The following is a 22,458-nucleotide window of genomic DNA, read 5'->3' on the forward strand; positions in this document are numbered from 1 at the left end:
AGCAGACCTCTCTTGTCCCGTTCTGCTCCACTGCAAATAAGGTCATGAGTACCATTCAGTTATCTTACCTTGGTACTCATGACCTTTTTACACGTTAGGAAAGCATATAATTACTGCAGGGTCTAGTAAAAGCGTACTATTCTTCAGTTCCGTTCATTATCACAATTCTTCCCTCTAACTCAGGACTGATACTGCCTTGCTCTTTCACATACTCCGAGAATGCATCACGCAGGAAATGCTTCGTTTTCAGCACTTCAACAGTGTCCTCCTTCAGCATTGTGAACAGGTCGCCGCCGCCTGTTAAAAAGTCATTAGCAGCCACTGTGTAGGTCTTATCTACATCAATCGGCTCACCGTTGACAAGGACTTCTACTACTCTGGAACCTGGATCAAGTGAAGCATCAAATGTATATGAAAGTCCCGAGACTTGCAGAAAACTGCCTGATGCAGATGGATATGCTGCGACTCCATGCTCCAATGCTTCCCAAACAGTCTGTCCGCTCGCTTCCACCATAACGACTGTATTATCAAACGGAAGGGATTCATATATATTTTCCAATCTAATCTCACCCTGCGGAATACTGGCCCGGACACCACCACCATTTTGCAAAGCAATATCTGCTCCTGTTAAGGCTCTTAAACTATCCGCAATTGCATTTGCAAGATTTGATTCTTGCAATCTTACTGTTTCACGTTCACCATTTAGCGCAACACTCGACTCGCCAACAACTGTTTTCATTTCTTCATCAATTTGACTTTCATAATTCCGGATAATAGATTCAACTTCAGGATCATTCGCTAGATTATGTGTCATAAAAATGTGGGCAAAATTAAATCCGAGCATTTCATCACCAAGCATATGAATATTGATCTGATTCAACGTTTCCGAATGCTTCCCTGGTGCGATCAGCCATGACTGGTCAATTTTTTGCGGAAAGTCAACGATATCCTCTCCTCCACCGATAATTATGTCAAATCCATCTACCTTTGTTGGCAGAACTTCATTATCTGTATGAAGATGCGATAAACCAATGACAATATCCGCCTGATCTCTCACAGTCTGAACTGTTTCTTCTGCTGATGTAAAGTGATCGTCAAATGAAATCCCCTCTACATTTTTCGGATGTGTAAAATGATGACTCTGATCATCTGTTACACCTACAATCGCAATACTTGTCCCATTGATTTCCTTCATTATATAAGGTTGAAGGAACGCTGGGTGTTCTCCCTCATAAAGCGTATTGGCAGATAAAAAAGAAAATTGAGCTAATCCTTCATTACGCTGCATAACAGAAAACGGAAAGTCAAAATCATGATTACCTAACACCATAGCATCATAACCCATTTCATTCATCACATCTATTGTTGCTGCACCTTCCGAAAGGTTCGCGATATTTGTATTATATGGTGCATCTCCTGCATCAATCAGTAATGTATTCGGTTGTTTTGCACGGAATTCCTTCACAATATGGCTCATCTTAGCCAAACCGCCAATTTCCTGTTCTGCACCTGATGGGACATATGGCTGTAAATGCCCATGAATGTCTGCCGTTGCAAAGACCGTGATAATCTGGAAATCGGGATGTGATAAGATATCATACAAATTTTGCGCTGCTTTCCCACGGGTAATTGGTTCATTTTGCTGTACTTCTTCTTGTGTAAGAAAATCAGCTTCCACAAGCTTTTGATCAAAGTCGATTGTTTGCTGAGCACCGAAGATGACCTTTCCGATCATATCTGCCCATTCCTTATAAGTCACAGCCTCCTCAGGGTCATACTCCTCTTTAGAGAATTCGAGTGCTCTAATTTTAAACAATCCTTCTAACTCTTCCAGCGCCCAGTGAGTCTGCAAATTCTTAACGGTAGGAATAGTGAAAGATTCGTCAATAACGGCGAGGGGATCTTGATAGGTTGTCTTTTTTTGTACCGTGGGGTCTATCGGTGTTGTAGGATGGATTTCTGCTAATTGAAAGCCGCGATTAAGCATAACGGCAGCTTCAGCACGAGTTAAAGCCCGTTCAGGGTCAAAATTTCTATTTGGCATACCATTTAATATGCCCATTGACGCTAATTGATTTATCGCCTTCTTGTAAGAAGAGTCAGCAATGTCATTATAAGCATCACCAGTTGCTGCTGATGCCGGAAAAGCAGTAAGAAAACTTATAAACAGAATTATTGCGAAAACAAATAATTTCTTCAAGATTTCATCTCCTCCATCTTTTTTATAATAGTATCCAAACAAAAGGCAGCACAAGTGTTTACCTTAGCTGCCTTTTGTTGAATCAGCACTCCCTTATTTTGCGGAGATACTTACAATATTGCCACTTTCATCAAAATGAATAGTTTGTACATCATCATAAACTCGACGTTCTGTACTGATTAACTCGTAATTGTCATCAAGAACCGGGAAAATGTACACAGGGGATAATTTTAAAGCTGCACCTGTTTCCGTTTTTTCCAGATCCATTTGTAAGTGCCCGTAATGTAAACCGCCATCAATTAAATGTTTCACACCATTTTCATTTGTCTCCCACAATTCAGGTTCATCTCGTGTGGCACTCCATCTTGTATGGGTGTTATAGCCTTGCGGGACATATTTTCCTTCTTCATCTTTGATCATTTTTTCTCCACGCAACCCATCTGCTGCAACACCAACATCATAAGAATAGAAACCAATACCATCATCATTTAAATCTACGAAGCTGCGTTCAAACATTTCATCATGACCGCTGATAACTACAGATACACCATATTCTTCAAACAATGGCGTATACACTCTCATTGCGATACCTGACTGGTTATCTGCATGCTCATGATTAGGCGGTGCACCGTGAACACCAATAGAGTAAGCAGCATGATGGAATTGAACAAGAATAATCTGACCTTTTTCACGCGCATCTTTCAACTGCTCTTCTACCCATTTATATTGCTCTGTACCCGGGTTAAAGTTTGGTAAATCACTATCTTCTGCTGTTGTCCCTTCAAATACTTTGGTAAATGCCTCATTATAGTCTTCTGTCGTAAACTCACCTTGTGTATCTGTGGAAATATACGGATCACCTGCCGCCCCTTGCTCTGCCCACACTGATTCATTTAATACAGAATCATCCTCACTGTAAACATCGCCAGAGTATGTGTCTGTCTTCGTTGATTCATCAGGTATTCCATTTGTTGAATCTAGTGTTAACAATGTAACAGGACCGATATCAGTTCGATAATAGGAATCTTTATATTGCGGGTTATTCGCATCACCTGGTGTATCAAAATATTCATGGTACTTGTTACGAGAGATAACCGCAGGGCTGCGGTCTTCGTCACTGCCGTATCCGCCATTAATCGAAGCATACGTTTCCCAGTTGCCTAATGCAGTAAGAAGTGGCGTATTTGACGCGATTGTATTAAAGTCACCTGAGAAATGACGCCAGAACTCATCCCAAGCCGGCTGAAAACCAGCCCCTTGTGATAAATCTCCTGCGATTAACAGCGCATCCGGATTTGCTGCCTGAATGTGTTTTAAATTTTCTTTTAATGCTGTTTGCTGGTCAAGCGGATAACGAACCAAAAACATCCCGTTTCTTGATTTATTTCCAAATTTCTGATCGAAAAGTGATGCTTGTCCAGGACGCTCTTCTGATCCGGCAGCATATGGATTGACTGTATGAAGTTCCCACTCACGATGTTCCAGAGCACCATATGGTTCTGTTTCCGTATCCGAGAAGGCAACTAAGGTTAACTTGTCCCAATCACTATTTTCAGGATAAGTTTTAAATGATTCTGTGTGACTTTCTTCTCCTTGCTGTACAGTATATTGGTATGTTGAATTCGGTTCCAACCCTTCAATTGTTACAGAATGTTTATAGTTAGCATTAGACTCTAACCAAGAACCTTTCGTTAACGACTCTCTCGTCCAGTTACCCGGCGCATAAGTTAGTTCCTGTTCCAGTTCTTTGCCCGTATACTCCATTAAATTCATATAGTAGGGGTCTGATGTTAATGTTTCTGTCGCTGAAATTCCAGGACCTGATACAGTTACCGTTCCAGCTTCATCTAGTTCAGATACCCAGTTGATTGTCATAGAAGTACTCATCGGTGACTGCAGATAAGGCAGCACACGGAAACCTGTTTTCGGTTCTCTGAGGACACTCTGTGAAACTTCCTTTTCTGCTGCATTTACAGGTGTGACTCCTGTTGATACAAGGCCAGTTGCAGCGATTGATAGACTTAATGCGGAAATAGCCATTCTTCTTAAAAACAACTTTTCTTTCATAAAATCTTCCTCTCTAGCATATTTTAACTCTATTCTATCAATCGATTATTATAGAATTGATACGTATATGTAAATTGTATGTAAAGTATGATTTTCCATCGTTCTCTTCCCCAAAGAGAAGGAACCGCTTCCCTAGCATTTCCTCTCTCTGCATACCCTTTTCCGCATGCCTGCCAGCAAACTTGTTCGGTAATGATTTTTCCCTCTCACACAAAGTTGTATTACTTGTTGCCCCACCCTTGCACTATAAGGGTTATTTTCCTTGTTTCCAGGCACAATAATAAGTGAAATCATACAACTTCACAGATTTAATATAATAAGTTATACAACTTATTGTTCGATTATAATTGACACTTATACGTATGAGTGGTACTATTCTTGTATAGAAGATTACTTACTCAATTAAAAGGTAAAAGATACTTTAGCGTTCTACCTGAAAGTTTACCAATCTATGAAAAGGTTTAACTTTTTAATCGTTAACAAAATTCGATAAATTAATTAGGAGTGGTTTTTATGGCAAAAGAAATCTTGAATCCAATTGTATTACAGCGAGCTGATCCTTTCGTATACAAACACTCGGACGGCTATTATTACTTTACTGGTTCTCACCCGCTTTATGATCGCATTGTATTAAGAAGAGCAAAAACACTGAATGAACTGCATGACGCAGAAGAAACAGCTGTCTGGTGGAAACATGAAAGCGGTCCATTAAGCGAACTGATTTGGGCACCGGAAATCCACCGCGCGAATGATAAATGGTATATTTACTTCGCCGCAGCACCTGATACGAACATCGATGATGACACATTCAATCACAGGATGTATGTTCTTGAAAGCGCATCAGACAATCCATTGGAAGGCGAATGGGTTGAAAAGGGAGAAGTGGATACAGGAATGTCCACATTTGCATTAGATGCAACAACCTTCTTCCATAAAGGTGAGCTATATTATGTATGGGCACAGCAAGATTTAGAGATTAAAGGACATTCGAATTTATACATTGCAAAGATGGAAAATCCATGGACATTAAAGACAGAGCCTGTAATGCTCACAAAACCAGAACTCCCTTGGGAAATCAAAGGTTTTTGGGTAAATGAGGGACCTGCTGTATTAAGTAAAAATGGCAAAGTCTTTATTACCTTTTCTGGAAGTGCCACTGGAGTGGATTATTGCATGGGGCTTCTCACAGCAAATGAAGATGATGATTTATTGAATCCGGAATCATGGACGAAAAGTCAGGAACCTGTTTTCCAGAGCGCTCCTGAAAACGGCCAATACGGTCCGGGACATAATAGTTTTACAGAGTCTGAGGATGGAAATGATACTATCTTAATCTATCATGCCAGAAATTATACCGAAATAGTTGGAGACCCTTTATACGATCCTAACAGACAAGCTAGAGCACAGAAAATCGAATGGGATGAAAACGGTAACCCTGTCTTCGGCAAACCTGCTCCAGATGACAGATGGACACCGAAAACACGAGACGTTCTATAAGCACGCGGGCAAAAAGTCGGCAAATTAAAAGCAAGAAACTTGAGGCGGTACAGCGAGGAGCATCGGAACCTAGGCTTTGACTACGGGAGAAGCGGACTCGCAAACCAACGAAGAGATTCAGCGCTTATCATTTGTTGGCTTTTTGAACACGCTCTATAAGAGAAAGAAGGTATACACATGAATAATTTAAAACAACTAAAATTTTGGAACTTCGGGGGCATGTATTATTTTTACTTTATGATTTGGGCATTAATATTTGCCTTCCTGCCATTCTGGTTAAATAATGTCGCAGAACTCAGCACAAGTGTAGCTGGTCTGGTATTCTCAGCAATGGCTATTACCGCCTTGATTCTTGAGCCGATATATGGAATTATCCAAGATAAACTTGGCTTGAAAAAATATTTATTTGGATTTGTTGTACTATGTCTATTATTTATTGGTCCTTTTGTCCAATATGCTTTTATACCATTACTTGAAACGAACGCAATATTCGGCGCAATCATTGGTGGCGCCTACCTAAGCTTATGTTTAAATGGCGGGGTCGGGGTCGTAGAGGCATATATCGAGCGCTCATCACGTGCAAGCAATTATGAGTACGGACATGTACGTTTATTCGGTTCACTTGCTGGTGGTACCGCTGCATTTATCGGTGGTATTATGTTTGTTCGAAACCCATACAGCATATTCTGGGCATGTACAGTTTCAGCAGTTTTACTTGGGGTACTCTTATGGACTCTTCGTGTCAAAAATACAGCAGATGAGCCAAATGCTTCTGCAGAAAAAGAAGCTGAAGAACCAGTTACTAAGGAAAACATTCTCCAAGTATTTAAGAATCGCAGTTTTTGGGGTTTCGCAATTATGATGATCGGTATTGCTACAATGTTTGATGTTTTTGATCAGCAATTCCCGAACTATTTTGCCAGCTTTTTTACTGATGAATCTCAGGGAGAATTAGTATTTAGCCGAATCACTTCTGTACAGATTTTCATGGAAGCAGGCTTTATGGTTATCGCACCATGGTTCATCAATAAAATTGGCGCGAAAAACGGTCTTATTCTGGCAGGGGTTGTTCTGTTTATCCGAATTCTCGGATCTGCTTTTCTAACAGAAGTCTGGTTGCTGGCATTTTGGAAACTTTTGGCGGCGGTGGAGATGCCATTAATGCTTGTCTCCATTATGAAATATATTACTGGTGTATTTGATGTTCGTTTATCTGCAACTGTTTATATGCTAGGGTTTAACTTTTCGAAACAGGTTGGAATCACGGTCTTCTCCTATGTAATGGGATTATTATATAGCGAAATCGGATTCCAGAACGGATATATCGCACTATCTGTATTCGTGCTGACCTTCGTCATTGCAGGTGCTTTGATTATGAGAAGCGAAAGTTATTATACGAAGAAAAAGAATCTGTCTGCTGCTTAGTCAGGCAAAAAAAAATGGGACTCTGATAACAGGGTTCCATTTTTTTATTAACTTGCTATGGAAAGATATAAGCACAAAACAAAGGTAAGGAAAGACAACGGCGTCATCACATACCGCTCCTTCTTACTTCGGGAAATCAGATTAGCGATAGTATTTATCCCCAGAAAGACTGTAATTCCCCAAATAAGTATCTTCACAGAAATAAGATCAATGCCGCTGATAATATTAGAATGCAACAAAAGAACAACCGCAAAAATCAACAGTACAAGTGCGTTGACCCCGCTTACCACTCGAAGTTTCACTGGCAACACTTTATAATATCCGCCCAAAGCAAATTCACCTAAAGGATAACCGCATGCAAGCAGGATTTGAAAAACAGAAATGCCGACAAAGATAATAGCAACAACCATCGATAATAAAGCCACTATACCCCCCCTCCATCCTTTTGTTCATATATACGTCAGATTATTAAGAGGGTTTCGTTATTTTTATCATGAATTTCTTAAGATATTATTGGCATAGGTTGTCCTCCCCTTCGCATACATATTAGAAAAAAGGAAGGAGGCTGTTCTATGCATAATCAGCTCATTCGTTATGCTGTAGGCTATGTTTTCATCGCTTCTGCCATGATGAAATTATTTGTTGCAGACTTAACTAGTGCTTTCGCCAGCTACGGGTTACCTTATCCTGATGTTGTTGTATTGATTGTCGCAATAACTGAATTGGTGTGCGGCATTCTGATCGTATGTAATTATTATGTGAGAAAAGCAGCAATGCCATTGTTAGCTATTATGATTGCTGCACTTCTGCTTACCAAAATCCCTCTGCTTCACAACGGCTTTTTTCAGTTTGCTTTTGAAGCACGGTTGGATATCGTGATGTTAATTTTGTTGTATATTCTCTGGAAAAAATAATCCCTCTGGACTGGTGTATGTTCAGAAATACCCAATAGTCAGCATGGCTGCTGACTATTGGGTATTGGGTGTTAATCAATACTGATAACAATTTTCCCTGCTGCATGATGTGTTTCACTTAATGCATGGGCATCATATACACCTTTTCGGGAAAGTGGAAAAGTGCTGCCAACAATGCTTTTCATTTTACCTTTTTCCAGTAAATCAGCCAACTTGCTGAGCTGATTGCCATCCGGCTGAAGCCAAATACCTTTTGCTTCCGCATTCTTTTCTTTTGCTTTATCTTGGTCTGGTTCACCGACGATGGAGATCAGACGCCCATTTTCTTTCAAAACCTCAAAACTGTCATTTTGCGTTTCACCGCCAATAGTATCGAAAACCAGGTCGATATCTTTTAATACATCTTTAATATCTGTTGTATGATAATCAATCACTTCATCCGCTCCCAATGTTTGAAGCAAATCATGATTTTTCGGACTAGCTGTAGTATAAACGTATGCACCGGCTTCTTTTGCTAATTGAATTGCAAATGAGCCAACACCACCGGCACCTGCATGAATGAGTACCTTTTGTCCTTTTTCCAGCTTACCATGATCAAATAATGCCTGATATGCAGTCAATCCAGCAAGCGGCACTGCTGCTGCTTCCGCAAATGAAATGTTGGCAGGTTTCTTCGCTAATAAATGGTCATCTACAATGGTGTATTCTGCATATGTTCCAAGCTTTGTCGTATCAGGTCTGGAAAACACTTCATCTCCTACTTTCCAATCAGTTACCGCTGAACCTGTCTTTTCGATAATCCCGGCAACATCCCAGCCTAGAATAATCGGAAATTCCCAATCAAACATTTGCTTCAAATATCCCTCACGAAGTTTCCAATCAATCGGATTAATGGATGTAGCTTTTTCCCGAACAAGCACCTGGTGTTCACCAAGTTCCGGTAATGTCACTGTGCCTTCTTCTAATACTTCCTTGTTGCCATATTGATTAATGATGACTGCTTTTGTTTGCATTTCCGTTCACTCCCTTTAAAGAATTAGTGTTATCTAAAGCACTATCTATTGTTATTATTACCACAAAATGTTCTCGGCAAATACCAAAATGCTTATACTATGTTGGATACCGAGTGAATGCCGCTTGGCTGGAAGTGCGGTGTTTTGATGCTATGGACTCTCCATTAAACCTATGCCATCTACCATCGATCAAAAAAAGAAAAAGAACACCTCAAAGGCATGCTTTCTAGTTTAATGCATATAACGATATTCCATCAGTTTCTTCAACATTGAAATTTCTTGCTGCAGTTCCTTCCCAACATTGGTTTCACCAACTTTTTTCCGTTCCATTTCCTTATCAACAACGCGTCTGACGGAAAGGACATCTGCTCCGTTATGGATCACTTCGTCTTTTGAATTAAAATGCTGGTGTGCGACAAGCTGCATGCCGAATGAATTATAAAGCAAGGTATAGCCGGCAATTCCTGTTGTGGATTGATAAGCTTTGGAAAAACCGCCGTCAATGACAATCATTTTGCTGTTTGCTTTAATCGGGTTCTCACCCTCCACTTCTTTAACAGGGGTATGACCATTAATAATGTGCCCATGGTCAGGATCCAAATCGAACTCCTCCAAAATTCTGCGGCAGACCTCCTCATTCTCTCTTAAATAATAATAATGATTTTTTACTTCTTTATGGGATGCTTTATCTTTGATAAAATATCGTTCAAATGTTGTCATGGCACGTTTTCCGAATAAGGACGAATACTCTCCCGTCCATAAATACCACACCATATCTGTTGCCAGATCATCTGTCTCCTCACGATGAGAAAAGGCATAACGCAAATAGGATTCAAACAGATCCAGCAGCGCGCGCCCTTTGTATACTTTTCCTTCAATCTCCATCTGTTCCAGTTCACCATCTTCATTAAGCGGAATACAGCCATGAATAAGCAAGTTTCCGTTGTATGGTAAATACAGATTTCCTTTTTTCATTAAAAACTTCATATGGCGGGCCAGTTTCTCTGAATGCTGGACAGAGACTAATAATTTATTGATAACCTCCTCTTCTTCCGCTAACAATTTCGCCGGGTCAGAAGGAACCATTGTGGCAAAACAGGTATTTTCCAGCGGATATGTTTTGCCGTAAACTGTAATCTCATTTTTTTCATAATCAATTTTCTCAAGCACTAAGCGGTCTTCCATGTTAAAAAAGTCGCGCCGTTTGATAATCGGGCTTTCTAATTTAAATTGAATCATGGCAATTGCCTGATGAATTTTGGTAATCTGCAAGGCTTCATGTCCGGATAATGGTCTGTCTTTATGCTCTTTCGGACGGAAAGCCGGATTATCATCATAATATTTTTCCGCCAATGTAAGCAATGGGCGAAGATTAATGCCATAAGCATCTTCAATAATATCCAGATTATTATATCGGGCACAAATCCGGATAATATTGGCAAGGCAAACTTTTGATCCGGCATAGGCACCAAGCCAGAGCACATCATGATTGCCCCACTGGATGTCAAGCGAATGATAATTTATGAGTGTGTCCATAATTTTATCAGGGTCAGGGCCACGGTCATAAATATCCCCAACAACATGAAGATGATCAACAATCAGGCGCTGAATCGTGTAAGCAAGCCCTGTAATCAGCTTATCAGACTGGCCGAGTGTAATAATCTGCTCCAGAATTTGTTCATAGTATGTTTTCTTGTTGGAATATTTATCTGATTTATAGAGCAATTCTTCAATAACAAAAACAAATTGCTCGGGCAATGCTTTTCTCAGCTTAGATCGAGTATATTTGGATGAGGCGTATGGAATCAGTGTGATCATGTCACAGATCACTTTTTGATACCAATCATGCAATTCTTCTTTATTTGTCAATTTACTTTTAATTAATTTGATTTTGTCTTCTGGATAATAGACAAGTGTGGCAAATTCATTAATTTCCTGTGCTGTCATTTTATCTTTAAAGATGTCCATGATTTTTTCCTTCACCTTACCTGAGCCATTGCGAAGAACATGTTGAAAAGCGTGGTATTCTCCGTGTAAGTCACTGACAAAGTGCTCCGTTCCTTTTGGCAGATGGAGAATTGCTTCAAGATTGATGATCTCTGTTACGACTTTTTCTTCGGAATCGTATTTCTCAGCTAATAAATCTAAGTATTTTGTTTTCAACTTGAGGGCTCCTTTCGGTTATCGGTCCATTATTTATACGCTATATTGTATCAATAAATACAACATATATCTAGAATTATTTCTTATTTAGTGCAACACAAATAAAAAATACAACGAAAATAACTTTATATAGTATGCGTTTATTCGAAGTAACATAGCTCTATTAATGTAAAGATTTTTTGCTATCAGATAAATATTATGAAGAATATGCGTCAAACTAAAACAAGCATATATTTTCTTAGAAGGAGGAAAGCCTGTGGATGAAGTACTGAAGTTTCATAAGAAAGATATTAACAACTCTAATAATACAGAGTCTGCCTTTCAAGTATTTCTTGAGGAAAATTTGATTGCAGAAGTACGCGGAACTAATCCAAACCAATTTACGGTTATCCCAATGAGACAATTAGATGGCTATAAGGAAGATAAGCTTGATGAATATATCGTCAAAGTTCTCTCAAGTGAGTAAGAATACAACAAGGTTGAGACACGACATAAATAGTGAATAAAAATTAAAAAACAAGCGATTCATTCACTAATGTACTAATTTAGATATTGCTAGCACACCACTGGGGAAAACACTCGCTCTCCGTGGACACGACTTCAACTGGAGTTTCGTATTTTCCCCAGCTTTTAGTGATTTTCTAGACTAATAAGCGGAACAAATATCAGCCTGTAAAAGCAGCATCACTTCAGGTAAGTATAGGTACGATCATCTATTCCACCTGAGAGCCTCTTTTCCAAAAGCAGGTATCTGAAATTAAGTAGAGAATGATAGTCCTTGTTTTGAGAAATTAAATTATCTAATGGAATCGTCTGGATTACAATATGGACATACTAATTTGCCCCATCCTCAAATAGGAAATTTTATAATAAACAGCAGTAAATCACATGCGGCTAAACGCAGTGATTTCAGCTGTGTTTATACGGGTTAAACTTTCCCACTCCAATCAAACTCTGTTATGAATAACCTAAACATAACAACTTTCTATCACTACAGTTTAATTAATCTCAAATTGATATTTGTATAATCTCATTTATAGATGTATAATAAAATCAATAAATGAAAACGCTTTAAAAATATACAATCTTTCACACTAGGAGGAGGACTTTATATGACACAAATAGAAAGAAATGACAAAATGCAACTTCTGCTAGACAAAAATAAATTTAATAAGGAAACTTTATATAGTTTGACAGACGAGCAAATTGAATATTATCACTGGCTTTATTTCGAAGAATCTGTTTATGATTATATGTGATAATCGACAAGACCCAGTCGCTGTTTCTAGATTGAGAATAATATAAAAAGTGGAACCTTTTATCGAAACGAAAAGATTCCACTTTTTTTTGGTCATGCTGTTAATCAGTCCAGGAGATAAACCCTTGCTTCAAACGGTTGTAGTGTTACCTTTGCTATTGATTCTTTATGAACCACATCATAGTTGGATAACGCCAGTTGTGCTGTGTAACCCTTCAGGTTCTCAGGTAAATGGAACTCTGCATTTTCCTCAAACAAATTGATCATTATTAATGCTTTTTTCTTATCGAATGTACGAGTATAGGCAAAGATCTGTTCATCGTCTTCCAATATCAAATCATAAGATCCATAAATGAGGGTCTCTTCTGCTTTTCTGAGCTCGATTAAACGCTTATAATAGTGGTAGATAGAGTCTGGCTGGTCCAATTGACTGCCTACATTGATTGTTTGATAATTCGGGTTTACCTTTAGCCAAGGGGTTCCAGTGGAAAATCCGGCATTTTTCTTATCATTCCACTGCATCGGTGTCCGGGAATTATCGCGGCCGCTTTTCCAGATATCTTGCATAATCTCCTCATGCGCTTTCCCTTCTTCTCTCTCATTACGGTATTTATTTTTAATCGCCACATCATTATAATCTTCAATCGATTCGAATTGGACATTGGTCATTCCAATCTCTTGCCCTTGATAAATAAATGGCGTTCCTTGCATGAGGAAATATAAAGTTGCCAGACCTTTGGCAGATTTATCCCACAGCTCGCCATCACTTCCCCATGTCGAGACAGAACGCGGCTGGTCATGGTTCTCAAGGAAAAGCGCGTTCCACCCTAATCCATCTAAACCTTTTTGCCATTTTGTTAAGGTTTCTTTCAATGCGGCAAGATCAAGTCCCCCATCAACTTTGTTGTCCCACAAGCCCAGATGTTCAAATTGGAAAATCATATTAAATTTCCCATTCTCCTCGCCAACCCATTCGTCTGCTTGTTCAATAGTAACACCATTCGCTTCTCCGACAGTCATAATATCATATTTATTAAACGTTCTTTCTTTTAATTCTTCCAGGAACGCCTGGATTCCCTCTCGATTCATATGGCCGTCAAATGAAGGTACATATTTTTTCTTTTCGGGGTTTGGCATATCCGGGTAACCAGGTACTTTTTTAATATGAGAAATGGCATCAACCCGGAATCCGTCAATCCCTTTATCCAGCCACCAATTAATCATCTCATATACTTCATTGCGAACCTTTTCATTTTCCCAGTTTAAGTCTGGCTGCTTACGGGAGAATACGTGCATGAAATATTCCTTCGTCTTTTCATCATATTCCCATGCCGAACCTCCGAAGATCGATTCCCAGTTATTCGGTTCTGATCCGTCTTCTTTGCCTTTATGCCAGATATAATAATCTCTGTACGGATTATCTTTAGAAGAGCGGGCTTCAACGAACCATGGATGTTCATCAGAAGTATGATTGATAACCAAATCCATGATAAGTTTCATCCCCCGCTGATGCACCGCTTCCAGCAGTTGATCAAAATCAGCCATTGTACCGAAATCGGCCATGATCCCTTTATAATCACTAATATCATAACCATTATCATCATTCGGAGATTGATAAATCGGGCAAATCCATATAACATCAATCCCCAGCTCTTTAATATAATCTAATTTAGAAATAACTCCCTGAAGATCACCGATTCCGTCACCATTGGAATCCATAAAACTCCGTGGATATATTTGATAGGCAACAGCCTCTTTCCACCACATCTTCTTCATCAAGTTTTCCTCCTCGTTGTCCGTTCCCCGCTTATGACAGATTTCTTTTCGCAAAATAAAGAGAGGTGCACAATACGATTGCACGATTATTCCAGTTTTCCAAAAAGTCAGCGCAATCGATTGCACACAGCGGGATTCTTATCCACCCTAACACCATAGTATAAGGTAAATAAGAAAAATAGTTACCGCAATCCTCTCCCAATCACTTTATCAGGTAATGACGACATCTAATTTATTGTTACTCAATCCTCTATTTTCTTTGTTGACTGACGATACTTTATATAATGAGGTACAATAATTCTTTTTGCAGGCTCATCCTTTATTTTTACTTTTTCGATAAGACATTTGGATGCATGCACACCCATTAAATAAATCTGTATATCTACCGTTGTTAATGGCGGCCTTGTTATTTCAGATAAATACACATTGTTAAAACTAGCGATCGAAATATCCTCAGGCACACTAAAATTGAGCTGCTCAAGCATATTGATAACACCAAGACTAACCAGGTCATCCGCTATGACTAACCCTGTCGGCGGCTGATCTAAAGAAAAAAGCTCTTCTACCGCTTTACGACCGCCAGACTCCAGAAATTCTGTCTGGATCTTGTATTCATCCCTGTCAGGCAATCCAGCTTCTTTTAACGCAGACACATACCCCTGCATCCTGTCTACAGTTACCAGACGCTCTGTAGAACCTCCAATAAAGCCAATATGCTGGTGTCCAAGATCAATCAGATGCTGGGTAAGCTCTCTGCTGGCCCGCACATTGTCATTATCAACATAGGTGATTTGATTTTCATCGCGGTAAGGCTTGCCTACAATGACAAAAGGAAAATTCTTTTCGAACAGAAAATTCGTTACTTCATCATTTGCACGGGAATACAAAAGGATAATCCCATCTACTCTGTTACCAAACACCATCCGTTTTACTTCTTCAAATTGCTCTTCTTCTGTCCCGCCTGTTGATACATATAAGGAATATTCCATTTCATGGGCAACTGAGCCAATCCCTCTTAAAATCTCAGGGAAAAATGGGTTTTGTAAAGCCTTGTCAGTAGAGGAAGGCATTACTACACCGATTGCCTGAGTAGAACGTATCGCCAGGTTCCTTGCATTTACATTTGGATGATAGCCCAAATCCTTCATTGCTTTTCTTACTTTCTTCTTTGTCTCCAAACTGATGCGAGAATTATCTGCTATTACTCTAGATACAGTGGATGGAGCGACTCCTGCTAATTTTGCTACATCTTTAATTGTTACGGCCACAATTCTCACCCTCAAATAGCTGTTCAATACAGCCAATCCTAATTTTTTAGTACAATTATACAAGATTTCTACTTATTTATATACCTATTGATAGATACATCATCCACTATTCAATCTTCTAATCTCTAACCTATCCTTTTGTTGCCCCGGCAGTTAACCCGCCGATCAGGTATCGTTGCAATAACAAGAATACTAACGCAATTGGTACTGCAATTAAAATGGCACCTGCTGCGAATATCGTAAAGTTGGTCGAGAACTGATCATTGATAAAGTTATATAAACCTAAGGCAAGTGTATACTTCTCAGGACTTGTTAACACAATTCTCGGTAATAAGAAATCCATAAACGGAGCCATAAAATTAAACAATGCAACTACTGCTAATATCGGTTTTGCTAACGGAAGCATAATTGTCCAGAAAATTCGCAAATGCCCTGCACCATCAATCATAGCTGCCTCATCCAACTCTTTTGGAATCGTATCAAAATAACCTTTAACAAGCCATGCATTAAACGGAATTTGACCGCCTAAATAAATTAATGTTAAACCTACTAAAGAGTCTGTTAATCCAATCGTTGTTAATAGAATATATAAAGCAACCATCCCCATCAGTGCCGGGAACATTTGTAACAATAAGAACATATATAATCCATATTTCTTACCAACAAATTTATACCTTGAAAATGCGTAGGCAATTAATGATGTTAATACAATGGAACCTAATGCATTGGCAACTGCTACACCAAGGCTGTTTTTATACCATGTCAGATAATCACTGTTCGGATCGGTAAATAACCATTTATAATGTTCTAAAGTTGGGTTATCTGGTATCAATTTCGTCACAAGCATGTTCGAACCTGGATTTAAACTCATCATAATCGTCCATAATAATGGATAGGCAATAATGATAAACATTACCAGAAAGAATAAATATATGAACGTTACTTCGATCTTTGATTTTGTTTTTGCTTTCATCGCCATTAGTAACGCCCCTCCTCTTTAAATGCAGCAGTTTTTCTGAATTGGAAAAATGCAAAAACAGAAATAACAAGACCCATTATAATCGTAATGGCTGCTGCCATGTTATAGTTGTTCGTTTCAAACGTTAATTTATATACCCACGAAATCAAAATATCGGTTCCTCCGGCGTTCTGCCCCCGGACCGGCGGGTTACCTTCATTAAATAGATAGATAATATTAAAGTTATTAAAATTTTGCGCATATTGCATGATTAATAGTGGCGCTGTCGCAAACAAGACATGCGGCAATGTGATAAAACGAAACTTCTGCCACCTTGATCCTCCATCGACATCAGCTGCTTCATACATATCGGATGGAACACTTTGTAAAACACCGGTAAATAATGCGAAAACAAACGGGAATCCTAACCATGTTTGAATCATAATAATCGCAATCTTCGCCCAGAACGGGTCAGATAACCACGGGATCATGACATCAAATTGACTTAAAATATCTCTGTTAATCGCACCGAACGTTGGATTAAATAATGCGGAGAAAATTAAAATCGATACAAATGCCGGCACTGCCCATGGTAAGATCAGCACAGTACGGATTGTTCGCTTGAATTTAATTCGCTTATCATTCACTAATATAGCTAAAAACAGACCAAGAACAATTTGCAGTGTAGTCGCAACCACTGTCCATACGATTGTCCATGTGAATACGCTCATGAATGTATCTTTCCATATATCCACATTTACCAGATTGACAAAGTTATCAAAACCGACCCAACTCAACAAGTTTCTAGGCGGCGCATTATACTGATTATAATCCGTAAAAGCCAGACCCAGCATAAATGCTAATGGCAATACAACGATAAACAAGAGCATAATAAAACCTGGTAATATTAAAAAGTAGGGAAATCCACCATTATAAAAATCCAAAAAACCTCTAAATAAGGTGGGATTAGGTCTTCCTTCTTCTCTTGCAATGGCATCTTTCCTTGCATCCCTTATATTAAATAAATAAATCGCTACTAAGAAAAATAATACGATCAACGATATTAAACCTTGGATTAATAATTGAATTGAATGATGTTCTCTTTCAATTGTACCTAATGTAAAGAGCCCCCATAAACCGATGTCAAGGTAATTCCATGTAGTGATAAGAAAAGACAATATAATAGTAAAGATTAATATCCCTTTGACAATCCGTCTATTGTAGATTTGCCCTAAACCCGGAACGACAATAGACAATAATGTTGCCATATTTCGAGGTTTACTAAGTTTGAATTTGTCATTCTCTTTGTTAGTTGCCACAACCTGTTCCCTCCTTAGATAAAAATGATATATGGAAAGTGATACTCCCCATATATCATTTTTTCTTTTTACTGATTAACTCCCGAAGCGGAAATATTATCTTTTATAATTTGAACAGCCTCATCTAATACAGGTTCTACAGGCTCGCCTTTCGAGATAAAGGAAAGGCCATTATTGATCGGATCCCAAATTTGTTGTACAGCCGGAACAGACGGCATTGGCTCACCAAATATTGCTTGTTCAGCAAATGCAGAGTAGATTGGATCATCTGCGATTAATGGGTCATCAATGGAATCTACACGTGTCGGCATTTCACCTGCTACTTCGTAATAAGTCATTGAATTTTCCTTGTTAGTAATATAAGCCATTAAATCCTCTGCCCACTCTTTGTTTTCTGAGTAATAAGAAAGCAAATATGCCTTCACACCTACAAACGACTTAGGATTTTCACCGTTCTCAAGGACAGGAAGCGGCGCAGCTACCAGATCTTCGCCCAATGCATCTGCATATTCTCTTACCATCCATGGACCATTAATTACTGCAGCTACTTTTCCTTCTTTAAATAAACCATTCATAATGTCCGGAGTTAAATCCTGCGGAATATAACCGTTTTCATACCAAGACTGAATTAACTTACCACCTTCTACTGCACCTTCATTATTTAAACCGATATCATTAATATCATAGTTTCCGTTTTCATTCTTAAATACGTATGCTCCGTTACCAGAGAAGAATGGATAGCTGAAATAGAAGTTTGCTGCTTCCATCAGGAAACCGTATTTGTCCTCACCAGGAACAGTATGCTCTTCAGCAATTTGCATTAACTCGTCCATTGTAGCTGGTGCTTCCTCGATTAATGATTTGTTATAGAATAATGCATATGTTTCTGTTACAGCTGGATAACCCCACGCTTCTCCATCATAAGTCACTGCGTTCACTGCAGTCTCTGTATACTCTGACGCTTTATCACCTAAGTTTACCGGATCAACAAGCCCGCGTAATACTAAGTCACCAATACGATCGTGCGGCTGGAAAATAATATCTGGTCCGTTTCCAACAGGTCCTTCCACATCTAACTTTTCAATTTGGTCTAACATGTTAATCGGAATCGCTTCCACTTCAATACCTGTTTCTTCTGTATACTTTGCTGTAATTTGTTTTACTGCTTCCTCTTGTTTCTCTTCCGCGTTTACCCAGATTGTCAGCTTTTCAGGCTTTTCAGGCATTCCTGACTCTTCTCCACCCTGCTCTGTATTAGACCCTTCTGTCTCACTTGTTGGTTGAGTCTCTTCAGGCCCACATGCTGCCAACATCCCAATAATAATCATTAATCCAAATAGAAATGCTATCTTTCTTTTCATCTAATAACCTCCCAATATATTATATTGTATTTATTTTGCGCATTTTGCGAAAACGTTTGCGCATTTGATGATTATTATTATACATACCCCTCTATCATTTGGCAACCATAAAAATTAAAAGTTCGTAAAATTTTATAAATCAAGTATTAATAATAAAGTTATCGCTTACAATTTCATATAAGTTTGTTATAATAGATTCCAGATCACTGAAAATCTATCCTGCCGAAAGACCGAAAATATCTATTTTTCAACAATTATCGCTAAAACTTTCTATATCATTGTGCAATCGTTTGTACATAAAAGGAGGATTATAATGAACAAAGCAGCAATTTATCATCGTCCCAAAAATAATTTTGCCTATGCATATGACGAAGAGACACTACACATTATCATTCAATCCGGCAGGGATGACCTGCTCTCCATTGATTTAATATATGGGGACCCATACCAATGGGAGAACGGAAGCTGGCTAAGTAACGCTGTCAGCATGGAAAAATCCGGATCAACAGAACTTCATGATTATTGGTTTGTCGCCATTAAACCAGAATACCGCAGGATGAGATATGGATTCAGATGTGTCAGCAAAACGGAAAACTGGACTTACACAGAAAGAGGTTTTTATAAAGAACCCCCTAATGACAGCGCGCCATTTTTCTGTTTCCCATACTTACACGCTCAGGATGTTTTTCAGGCACCAGCATGGGTAAAGGATACAGTCTGGTATCAAATTTTCCCTGAGCGATTTGGAAATGGAGACTCCTCCAACGACCCAGAAGGGACATTACCATGGGCCAGCACAAAACCTGCCACTGATAATTTCTTTGGCGGGGACTTTCAAGGAGTGATTGATCATTTAGATCATCTTGTAGAACTCGGCATCACCGGCATTTACTTTACACCAATCTTTAAAGCATATTCCAATCACAAGTATGACACCATTGATTATATGGAGATTGACCCACAGTTTGGTGATAAAGAAACTTTTCGCAATTTAATAAAAGCATGTCACAACCGCGGCATTAGAGTAATGCTTGATGCGGTTTTTAATCATAGCGGCTATTATTTCATGCCTTTTCAAGATGTTTTAGAGAAGCAGGAACGATCAGAATATAAAGATTGGTTTCACCTTTGGGAGTTCCCTTTAGAAACAGAAGATGTACCTAATTATGATACATTCGGATTTGTCCCAAGCATGCCAAAGCTAAATACTGCTAATGTGGAAGTTCGTAACTACTTATTGGAGGCAGCGCGCTACTGGATCGAGGAATTTGATATTGACGGCTGGAGATTAGATGTTGCCAATGAAGTAGATCATGTATTTTGGCGCGACTTCAGAGAGGTAGTAAAGTCTGCTAAACCTGATGCCTATATTTTAGGGGAAATCTGGCATGACTCAATGCCATGGCTGCAAGGGGATCAATTTGATGCCGTAATGAATTATCCATTCACAAATGGTGCCATTGAATTCTTTGCCAAACAAGCAATAAATGCAAATGACTTTGTCAATATACTGACAGATGTGTTGCATATGTACCCAGCCAATGTGAATGAAGTTTCGTTTAATTTACTGGATAGCCATGACACTCCAAGAATTCTGACATTGGCCAACAATAACCGTCAACGAGTAAAATTATTATACCTGTTTCAATTGTCATTCATCGGAACTCCTTGCATTTATTATGGAGATGAAGTTGGCATGGCTGGTGATGAGGATCCTGGTTGCCGGGCATGTATGGTATGGGAGAAAGATCAACAAGATCGTCAGCTTTTTGATTTTGTTAAACATCTCATTCACTTACGCAGAACAGTCCCTGCTTTCGGCAACAAGGGGAGCTTTCGTTTTCTGTCAGCAGATAGCCTGACAAATACGATTGTTTATAAAAAATCCACTCAAGATGAGCAAATTATATTTGTATTAAATAACAGTGAAAAAAGCAGTAAAGTGTCGGTAAGTGAGTTAGAAAACAAAACAACGAAAGAATTAATCACGAATAATCGAGTTACCTTTGAGGAAGACACTGTCGTTAATTTGGAACCATACGGTTATTATTGTTTTAGAATCTTGTAAGAAAAACAATATAAAATGAGATTTTGATTAGTGGGGGTTCTTATATCCCCCACTCAACATCTTCGTGAACTCGATACTCTTCGTTTAGGGTGACAGACAGTTAGCGCTGGACTGAATTTTTACATACCCTACACCCTCTGATCCATCCACTTCACAATATCAGCAATTGTCTTCCGATAATATTCAGGGTGCAACAGATGATGAAAACCATCATTGAATGATAACCATTTCTTGTCAAGTACTTCTAATTTGTCTAAAAAGTCCTGAATGATAACAGGCTGAACAATTGGGTCTCTCTTGTCATACACACAAAGGACTGGATTGCGAAAGGAAGCGGCGTCTGTTAATGCACTCATTCCATTTCGCAGCAGTTCCGCTAACCATTTCGGAGTAATCTCTGCCGTCATATGCGGATCATACTGAAGGGCTTTCGGCTGAGGTATGTATGGTCCCAATTGCCCCATCTTTCTGATAACAGACTGCCATTTCATCGGATTAATTGAAAATGCCGGTATGAACCTTGATGACAGGTCGATTGCCTTTTTGGCGATTAAAGGAATTTTCAGTCGCAATGCCAATGCAGGTGCTGATAAGATAATACCTTTTGTCTCAGTGGGATAAATTTGGCTGTAGCGTATTACCACTAAACCACCTAGACTGTGGCCAAATAAGAAAATCGGCAAATCATTAAAGTTAGTTGATACCCTTTGAATCAGTCTATGCAGATCATCTATATATTCCTGAAAATTATTGATATGCCCCCGCACACCCTCTGATTGGCCAAAGCCTCTTAAGTCAGGAGCAACGACAGCAATATCTCCTTTCACACACTGTTCACTAAAAAGCTGATACCTGCCCGAATGCTCTCCTGTACCATGAACAATGATAATAACGGCTTTTGGCTTAGAAGGTGACCAGGTCTGGCAGAAAAGGCTAAGACCATCTGGTGACTGGATATAGTTACTTGCGTGCATGGTGATTCCTCCACTTATCTTGATAAATTATTGAATTATTATATTCAGTAATCACTATTTGTTGAAACGAATGGCAATGTTCTTAAATAGCCAGGACGATTGGAAAGGCTGAAGATTGGTTAACGAAGAACTTTTCATATACAACGGTTAAGTGGTTCATGTTCCGTTCTTTTTAACACACTTGGGATGTGTGATAG

Annotated in this window: 17 protein-coding genes; 6 read left to right on the forward strand and 11 right to left on the reverse strand. The window is 39.0% G+C overall.

Going from position 1 to position 22,458, the window contains the following annotated elements; all coding sequences use genetic code 11:
• Positions 1–136 precede the first annotated feature (136 nt).
• Both F9U64_RS13955 and F9U64_RS13960 read right to left on the reverse strand, forming a co-directional pair.
• On the reverse strand, positions 137–2,200 hold the full coding sequence (locus F9U64_RS13955) for a 5'-nucleotidase C-terminal domain-containing protein (protein WP_194287378.1): 2,064 nt from the start codon (positions 2,198–2,200) through the stop codon (positions 137–139).
• A 93-nt stretch (positions 2,201–2,293) separates the two neighbouring features.
• Positions 2,294–4,267 (reverse strand): purple acid phosphatase family protein, encoded by a 1,974-nt coding sequence (locus tag F9U64_RS13960; RefSeq protein ID WP_228275729.1) that lies wholly within the window; start codon positions 4,265–4,267, stop codon positions 2,294–2,296.
• 513 nt (positions 4,268–4,780) lie between these two features.
• On the opposite strand from F9U64_RS13960, the gene F9U64_RS13965 reads away from it, so the two are divergent.
• Both F9U64_RS13965 and F9U64_RS13970 read left to right on the forward strand, forming a co-directional pair.
• Positions 4,781–5,764, forward strand: coding sequence for a glycoside hydrolase family 43 protein (locus F9U64_RS13965; protein ID WP_153404765.1), 984 nt, complete (start codon positions 4,781–4,783; stop codon positions 5,762–5,764).
• Between the two features lie 177 nt (positions 5,765–5,941).
• Positions 5,942–7,189, forward strand: a complete 1,248-nt coding sequence (locus F9U64_RS13970; RefSeq protein WP_153404768.1) for an oligosaccharide MFS transporter — start codon at positions 5,942–5,944, stop codon at positions 7,187–7,189.
• 47 nt (positions 7,190–7,236) lie between these two features.
• On the opposite strand, the gene F9U64_RS13975 is transcribed toward F9U64_RS13970, so the two are convergent.
• Complete coding sequence (locus tag F9U64_RS13975; RefSeq protein ID WP_228275730.1) at positions 7,237–7,614, reverse strand: hypothetical protein; 378 nt, start codon at positions 7,612–7,614, stop codon at positions 7,237–7,239.
• Positions 7,615–7,761: 147 nt separating this feature from the next.
• On the opposite strand from F9U64_RS13975, the gene F9U64_RS13980 reads away from it, so the two are divergent.
• Positions 7,762–8,103, forward strand: coding sequence for a DoxX family protein (locus F9U64_RS13980; protein WP_153404771.1), 342 nt, complete (start codon positions 7,762–7,764; stop codon positions 8,101–8,103).
• A 71-nt stretch (positions 8,104–8,174) separates the two neighbouring features.
• On the opposite strand, the gene F9U64_RS13985 is transcribed toward F9U64_RS13980, so the two are convergent.
• On the reverse strand, positions 8,175–9,116 hold the full coding sequence (locus F9U64_RS13985) for an NADP-dependent oxidoreductase (protein ID WP_153404773.1): 942 nt from the start codon (positions 9,114–9,116) through the stop codon (positions 8,175–8,177).
• Positions 9,117–9,347: 231 nt separating this feature from the next.
• Entirely contained in the window at positions 9,348–11,279 is a 1,932-nt protein-coding gene (locus F9U64_RS13990; RefSeq protein ID WP_153404776.1) for a fructose-1,6-bisphosphatase, read from the reverse strand.
• Between the two features lie 256 nt (positions 11,280–11,535).
• Between F9U64_RS13990 and F9U64_RS13995 the strand changes: the two genes are divergently transcribed.
• Complete coding sequence (locus tag F9U64_RS13995; protein ID WP_153404778.1) at positions 11,536–11,745, forward strand: hypothetical protein; 210 nt, start codon at positions 11,536–11,538, stop codon at positions 11,743–11,745.
• A 646-nt stretch (positions 11,746–12,391) separates the two neighbouring features.
• A complete protein-coding gene (locus tag F9U64_RS14000; RefSeq protein ID WP_153404781.1) occupies positions 12,392–12,538 on the forward strand; it encodes a BH0509 family protein in 147 nt (48 codons plus the stop codon).
• Between the two features lie 104 nt (positions 12,539–12,642).
• Here F9U64_RS14000 and F9U64_RS14005 read toward each other — a convergent pair whose 3' ends face one another.
• From F9U64_RS14005 to F9U64_RS14025, 5 genes are all read right to left on the reverse strand, one after another.
• Positions 12,643–14,313 (reverse strand): glycoside hydrolase family 13 protein, encoded by a 1,671-nt coding sequence (locus tag F9U64_RS14005; protein ID WP_153404784.1) that lies wholly within the window; start codon positions 14,311–14,313, stop codon positions 12,643–12,645.
• A 242-nt stretch (positions 14,314–14,555) separates the two neighbouring features.
• Positions 14,556–15,581, reverse strand: a complete 1,026-nt coding sequence (locus F9U64_RS14010; protein WP_153404787.1) for a LacI family DNA-binding transcriptional regulator — start codon at positions 15,579–15,581, stop codon at positions 14,556–14,558.
• 130 nt (positions 15,582–15,711) lie between these two features.
• On the reverse strand, positions 15,712–16,554 hold the full coding sequence (locus F9U64_RS14015; RefSeq protein WP_153404977.1) for a sugar ABC transporter permease: 843 nt from the start codon (positions 16,552–16,554) through the stop codon (positions 15,712–15,714).
• 5 nt (positions 16,555–16,559) lie between these two features.
• Positions 16,560–17,807: a carbohydrate ABC transporter permease gene (locus tag F9U64_RS14020; protein ID WP_153404980.1), complete on the reverse strand. Its 1,248-nt coding sequence runs from the start codon at positions 17,805–17,807 to the stop codon at positions 16,560–16,562.
• Between the two features lie 119 nt (positions 17,808–17,926).
• Positions 17,927–19,219 carry a sugar ABC transporter substrate-binding protein gene (locus F9U64_RS14025; protein WP_153404790.1) on the reverse strand — a complete coding sequence of 431 codons (1,293 nt, stop codon included), beginning with the start codon at positions 19,217–19,219 and terminating at the stop codon, positions 17,927–17,929.
• Positions 19,220–19,532: 313 nt separating this feature from the next.
• Here F9U64_RS14025 and F9U64_RS14030 point away from each other — a divergent pair, with 313 nt between their 5' ends.
• On the forward strand, positions 19,533–21,287 hold the full coding sequence (locus F9U64_RS14030) for an alpha-glycosidase (RefSeq protein ID WP_153404793.1): 1,755 nt from the start codon (positions 19,533–19,535) through the stop codon (positions 21,285–21,287).
• Between the two features lie 128 nt (positions 21,288–21,415).
• Here F9U64_RS14030 and F9U64_RS14035 read toward each other — a convergent pair whose 3' ends face one another.
• On the reverse strand, positions 21,416–22,261 hold the full coding sequence (locus F9U64_RS14035) for an alpha/beta hydrolase (protein WP_153404796.1): 846 nt from the start codon (positions 22,259–22,261) through the stop codon (positions 21,416–21,418).
• Positions 22,262–22,458: the final 197 nt, after the last annotated feature.

The organism is Gracilibacillus oryzae, assembly GCF_009498735.1.
GTDB lineage: Bacteria > Bacillota > Bacilli > Bacillales > Amphibacillaceae > Gracilibacillus > Gracilibacillus oryzae.

What these genes read in the sequence shown, in the direction of transcription:
- F9U64_RS13960 (WP_228275729.1), bottom strand. Translation starts at nt 4,267, where the DNA reads ATGAAAGAAAAGTTGTTTTTAAGAAGAATGGCTATTTCCGCATTAAGT.
- F9U64_RS13965 (WP_153404765.1), top strand. Translation starts at nt 4,781, where the DNA reads ATGGCAAAAGAAATCTTGAATCCAATTGTATTACAGCGAGCTGATCCT.
- F9U64_RS13970 (WP_153404768.1), top strand. Translation starts at nt 5,942, where the DNA reads ATGAATAATTTAAAACAACTAAAATTTTGGAACTTCGGGGGCATGTAT.
- F9U64_RS13980 (WP_153404771.1), top strand. Translation starts at nt 7,762, where the DNA reads ATGCATAATCAGCTCATTCGTTATGCTGTAGGCTATGTTTTCATCGCT.
- F9U64_RS13985 (WP_153404773.1), bottom strand. Translation starts at nt 9,116, where the DNA reads ATGCAAACAAAAGCAGTCATCATTAATCAATATGGCAACAAGGAAGTA.
- F9U64_RS14000 (WP_153404781.1), top strand. Translation starts at nt 12,392, where the DNA reads ATGACACAAATAGAAAGAAATGACAAAATGCAACTTCTGCTAGACAAA.
- F9U64_RS14005 (WP_153404784.1), bottom strand. Translation starts at nt 14,313, where the DNA reads ATGAAGAAGATGTGGTGGAAAGAGGCTGTTGCCTATCAAATATATCCA.
- F9U64_RS14015 (WP_153404977.1), bottom strand. Translation starts at nt 16,554, where the DNA reads ATGAAAGCAAAAACAAAATCAAAGATCGAAGTAACGTTCATATATTTA.
- F9U64_RS14020 (WP_153404980.1), bottom strand. Translation starts at nt 17,807, where the DNA reads ATGGCAACATTATTGTCTATTGTCGTTCCGGGTTTAGGGCAAATCTAC.
- F9U64_RS14025 (WP_153404790.1), bottom strand. Translation starts at nt 19,219, where the DNA reads ATGAAAAGAAAGATAGCATTTCTATTTGGATTAATGATTATTATTGGG.
- F9U64_RS14030 (WP_153404793.1), top strand. Translation starts at nt 19,533, where the DNA reads ATGAACAAAGCAGCAATTTATCATCGTCCCAAAAATAATTTTGCCTAT.
- F9U64_RS14035 (WP_153404796.1), bottom strand. Translation starts at nt 22,261, where the DNA reads ATGCACGCAAGTAACTATATCCAGTCACCAGATGGTCTTAGCCTTTTC.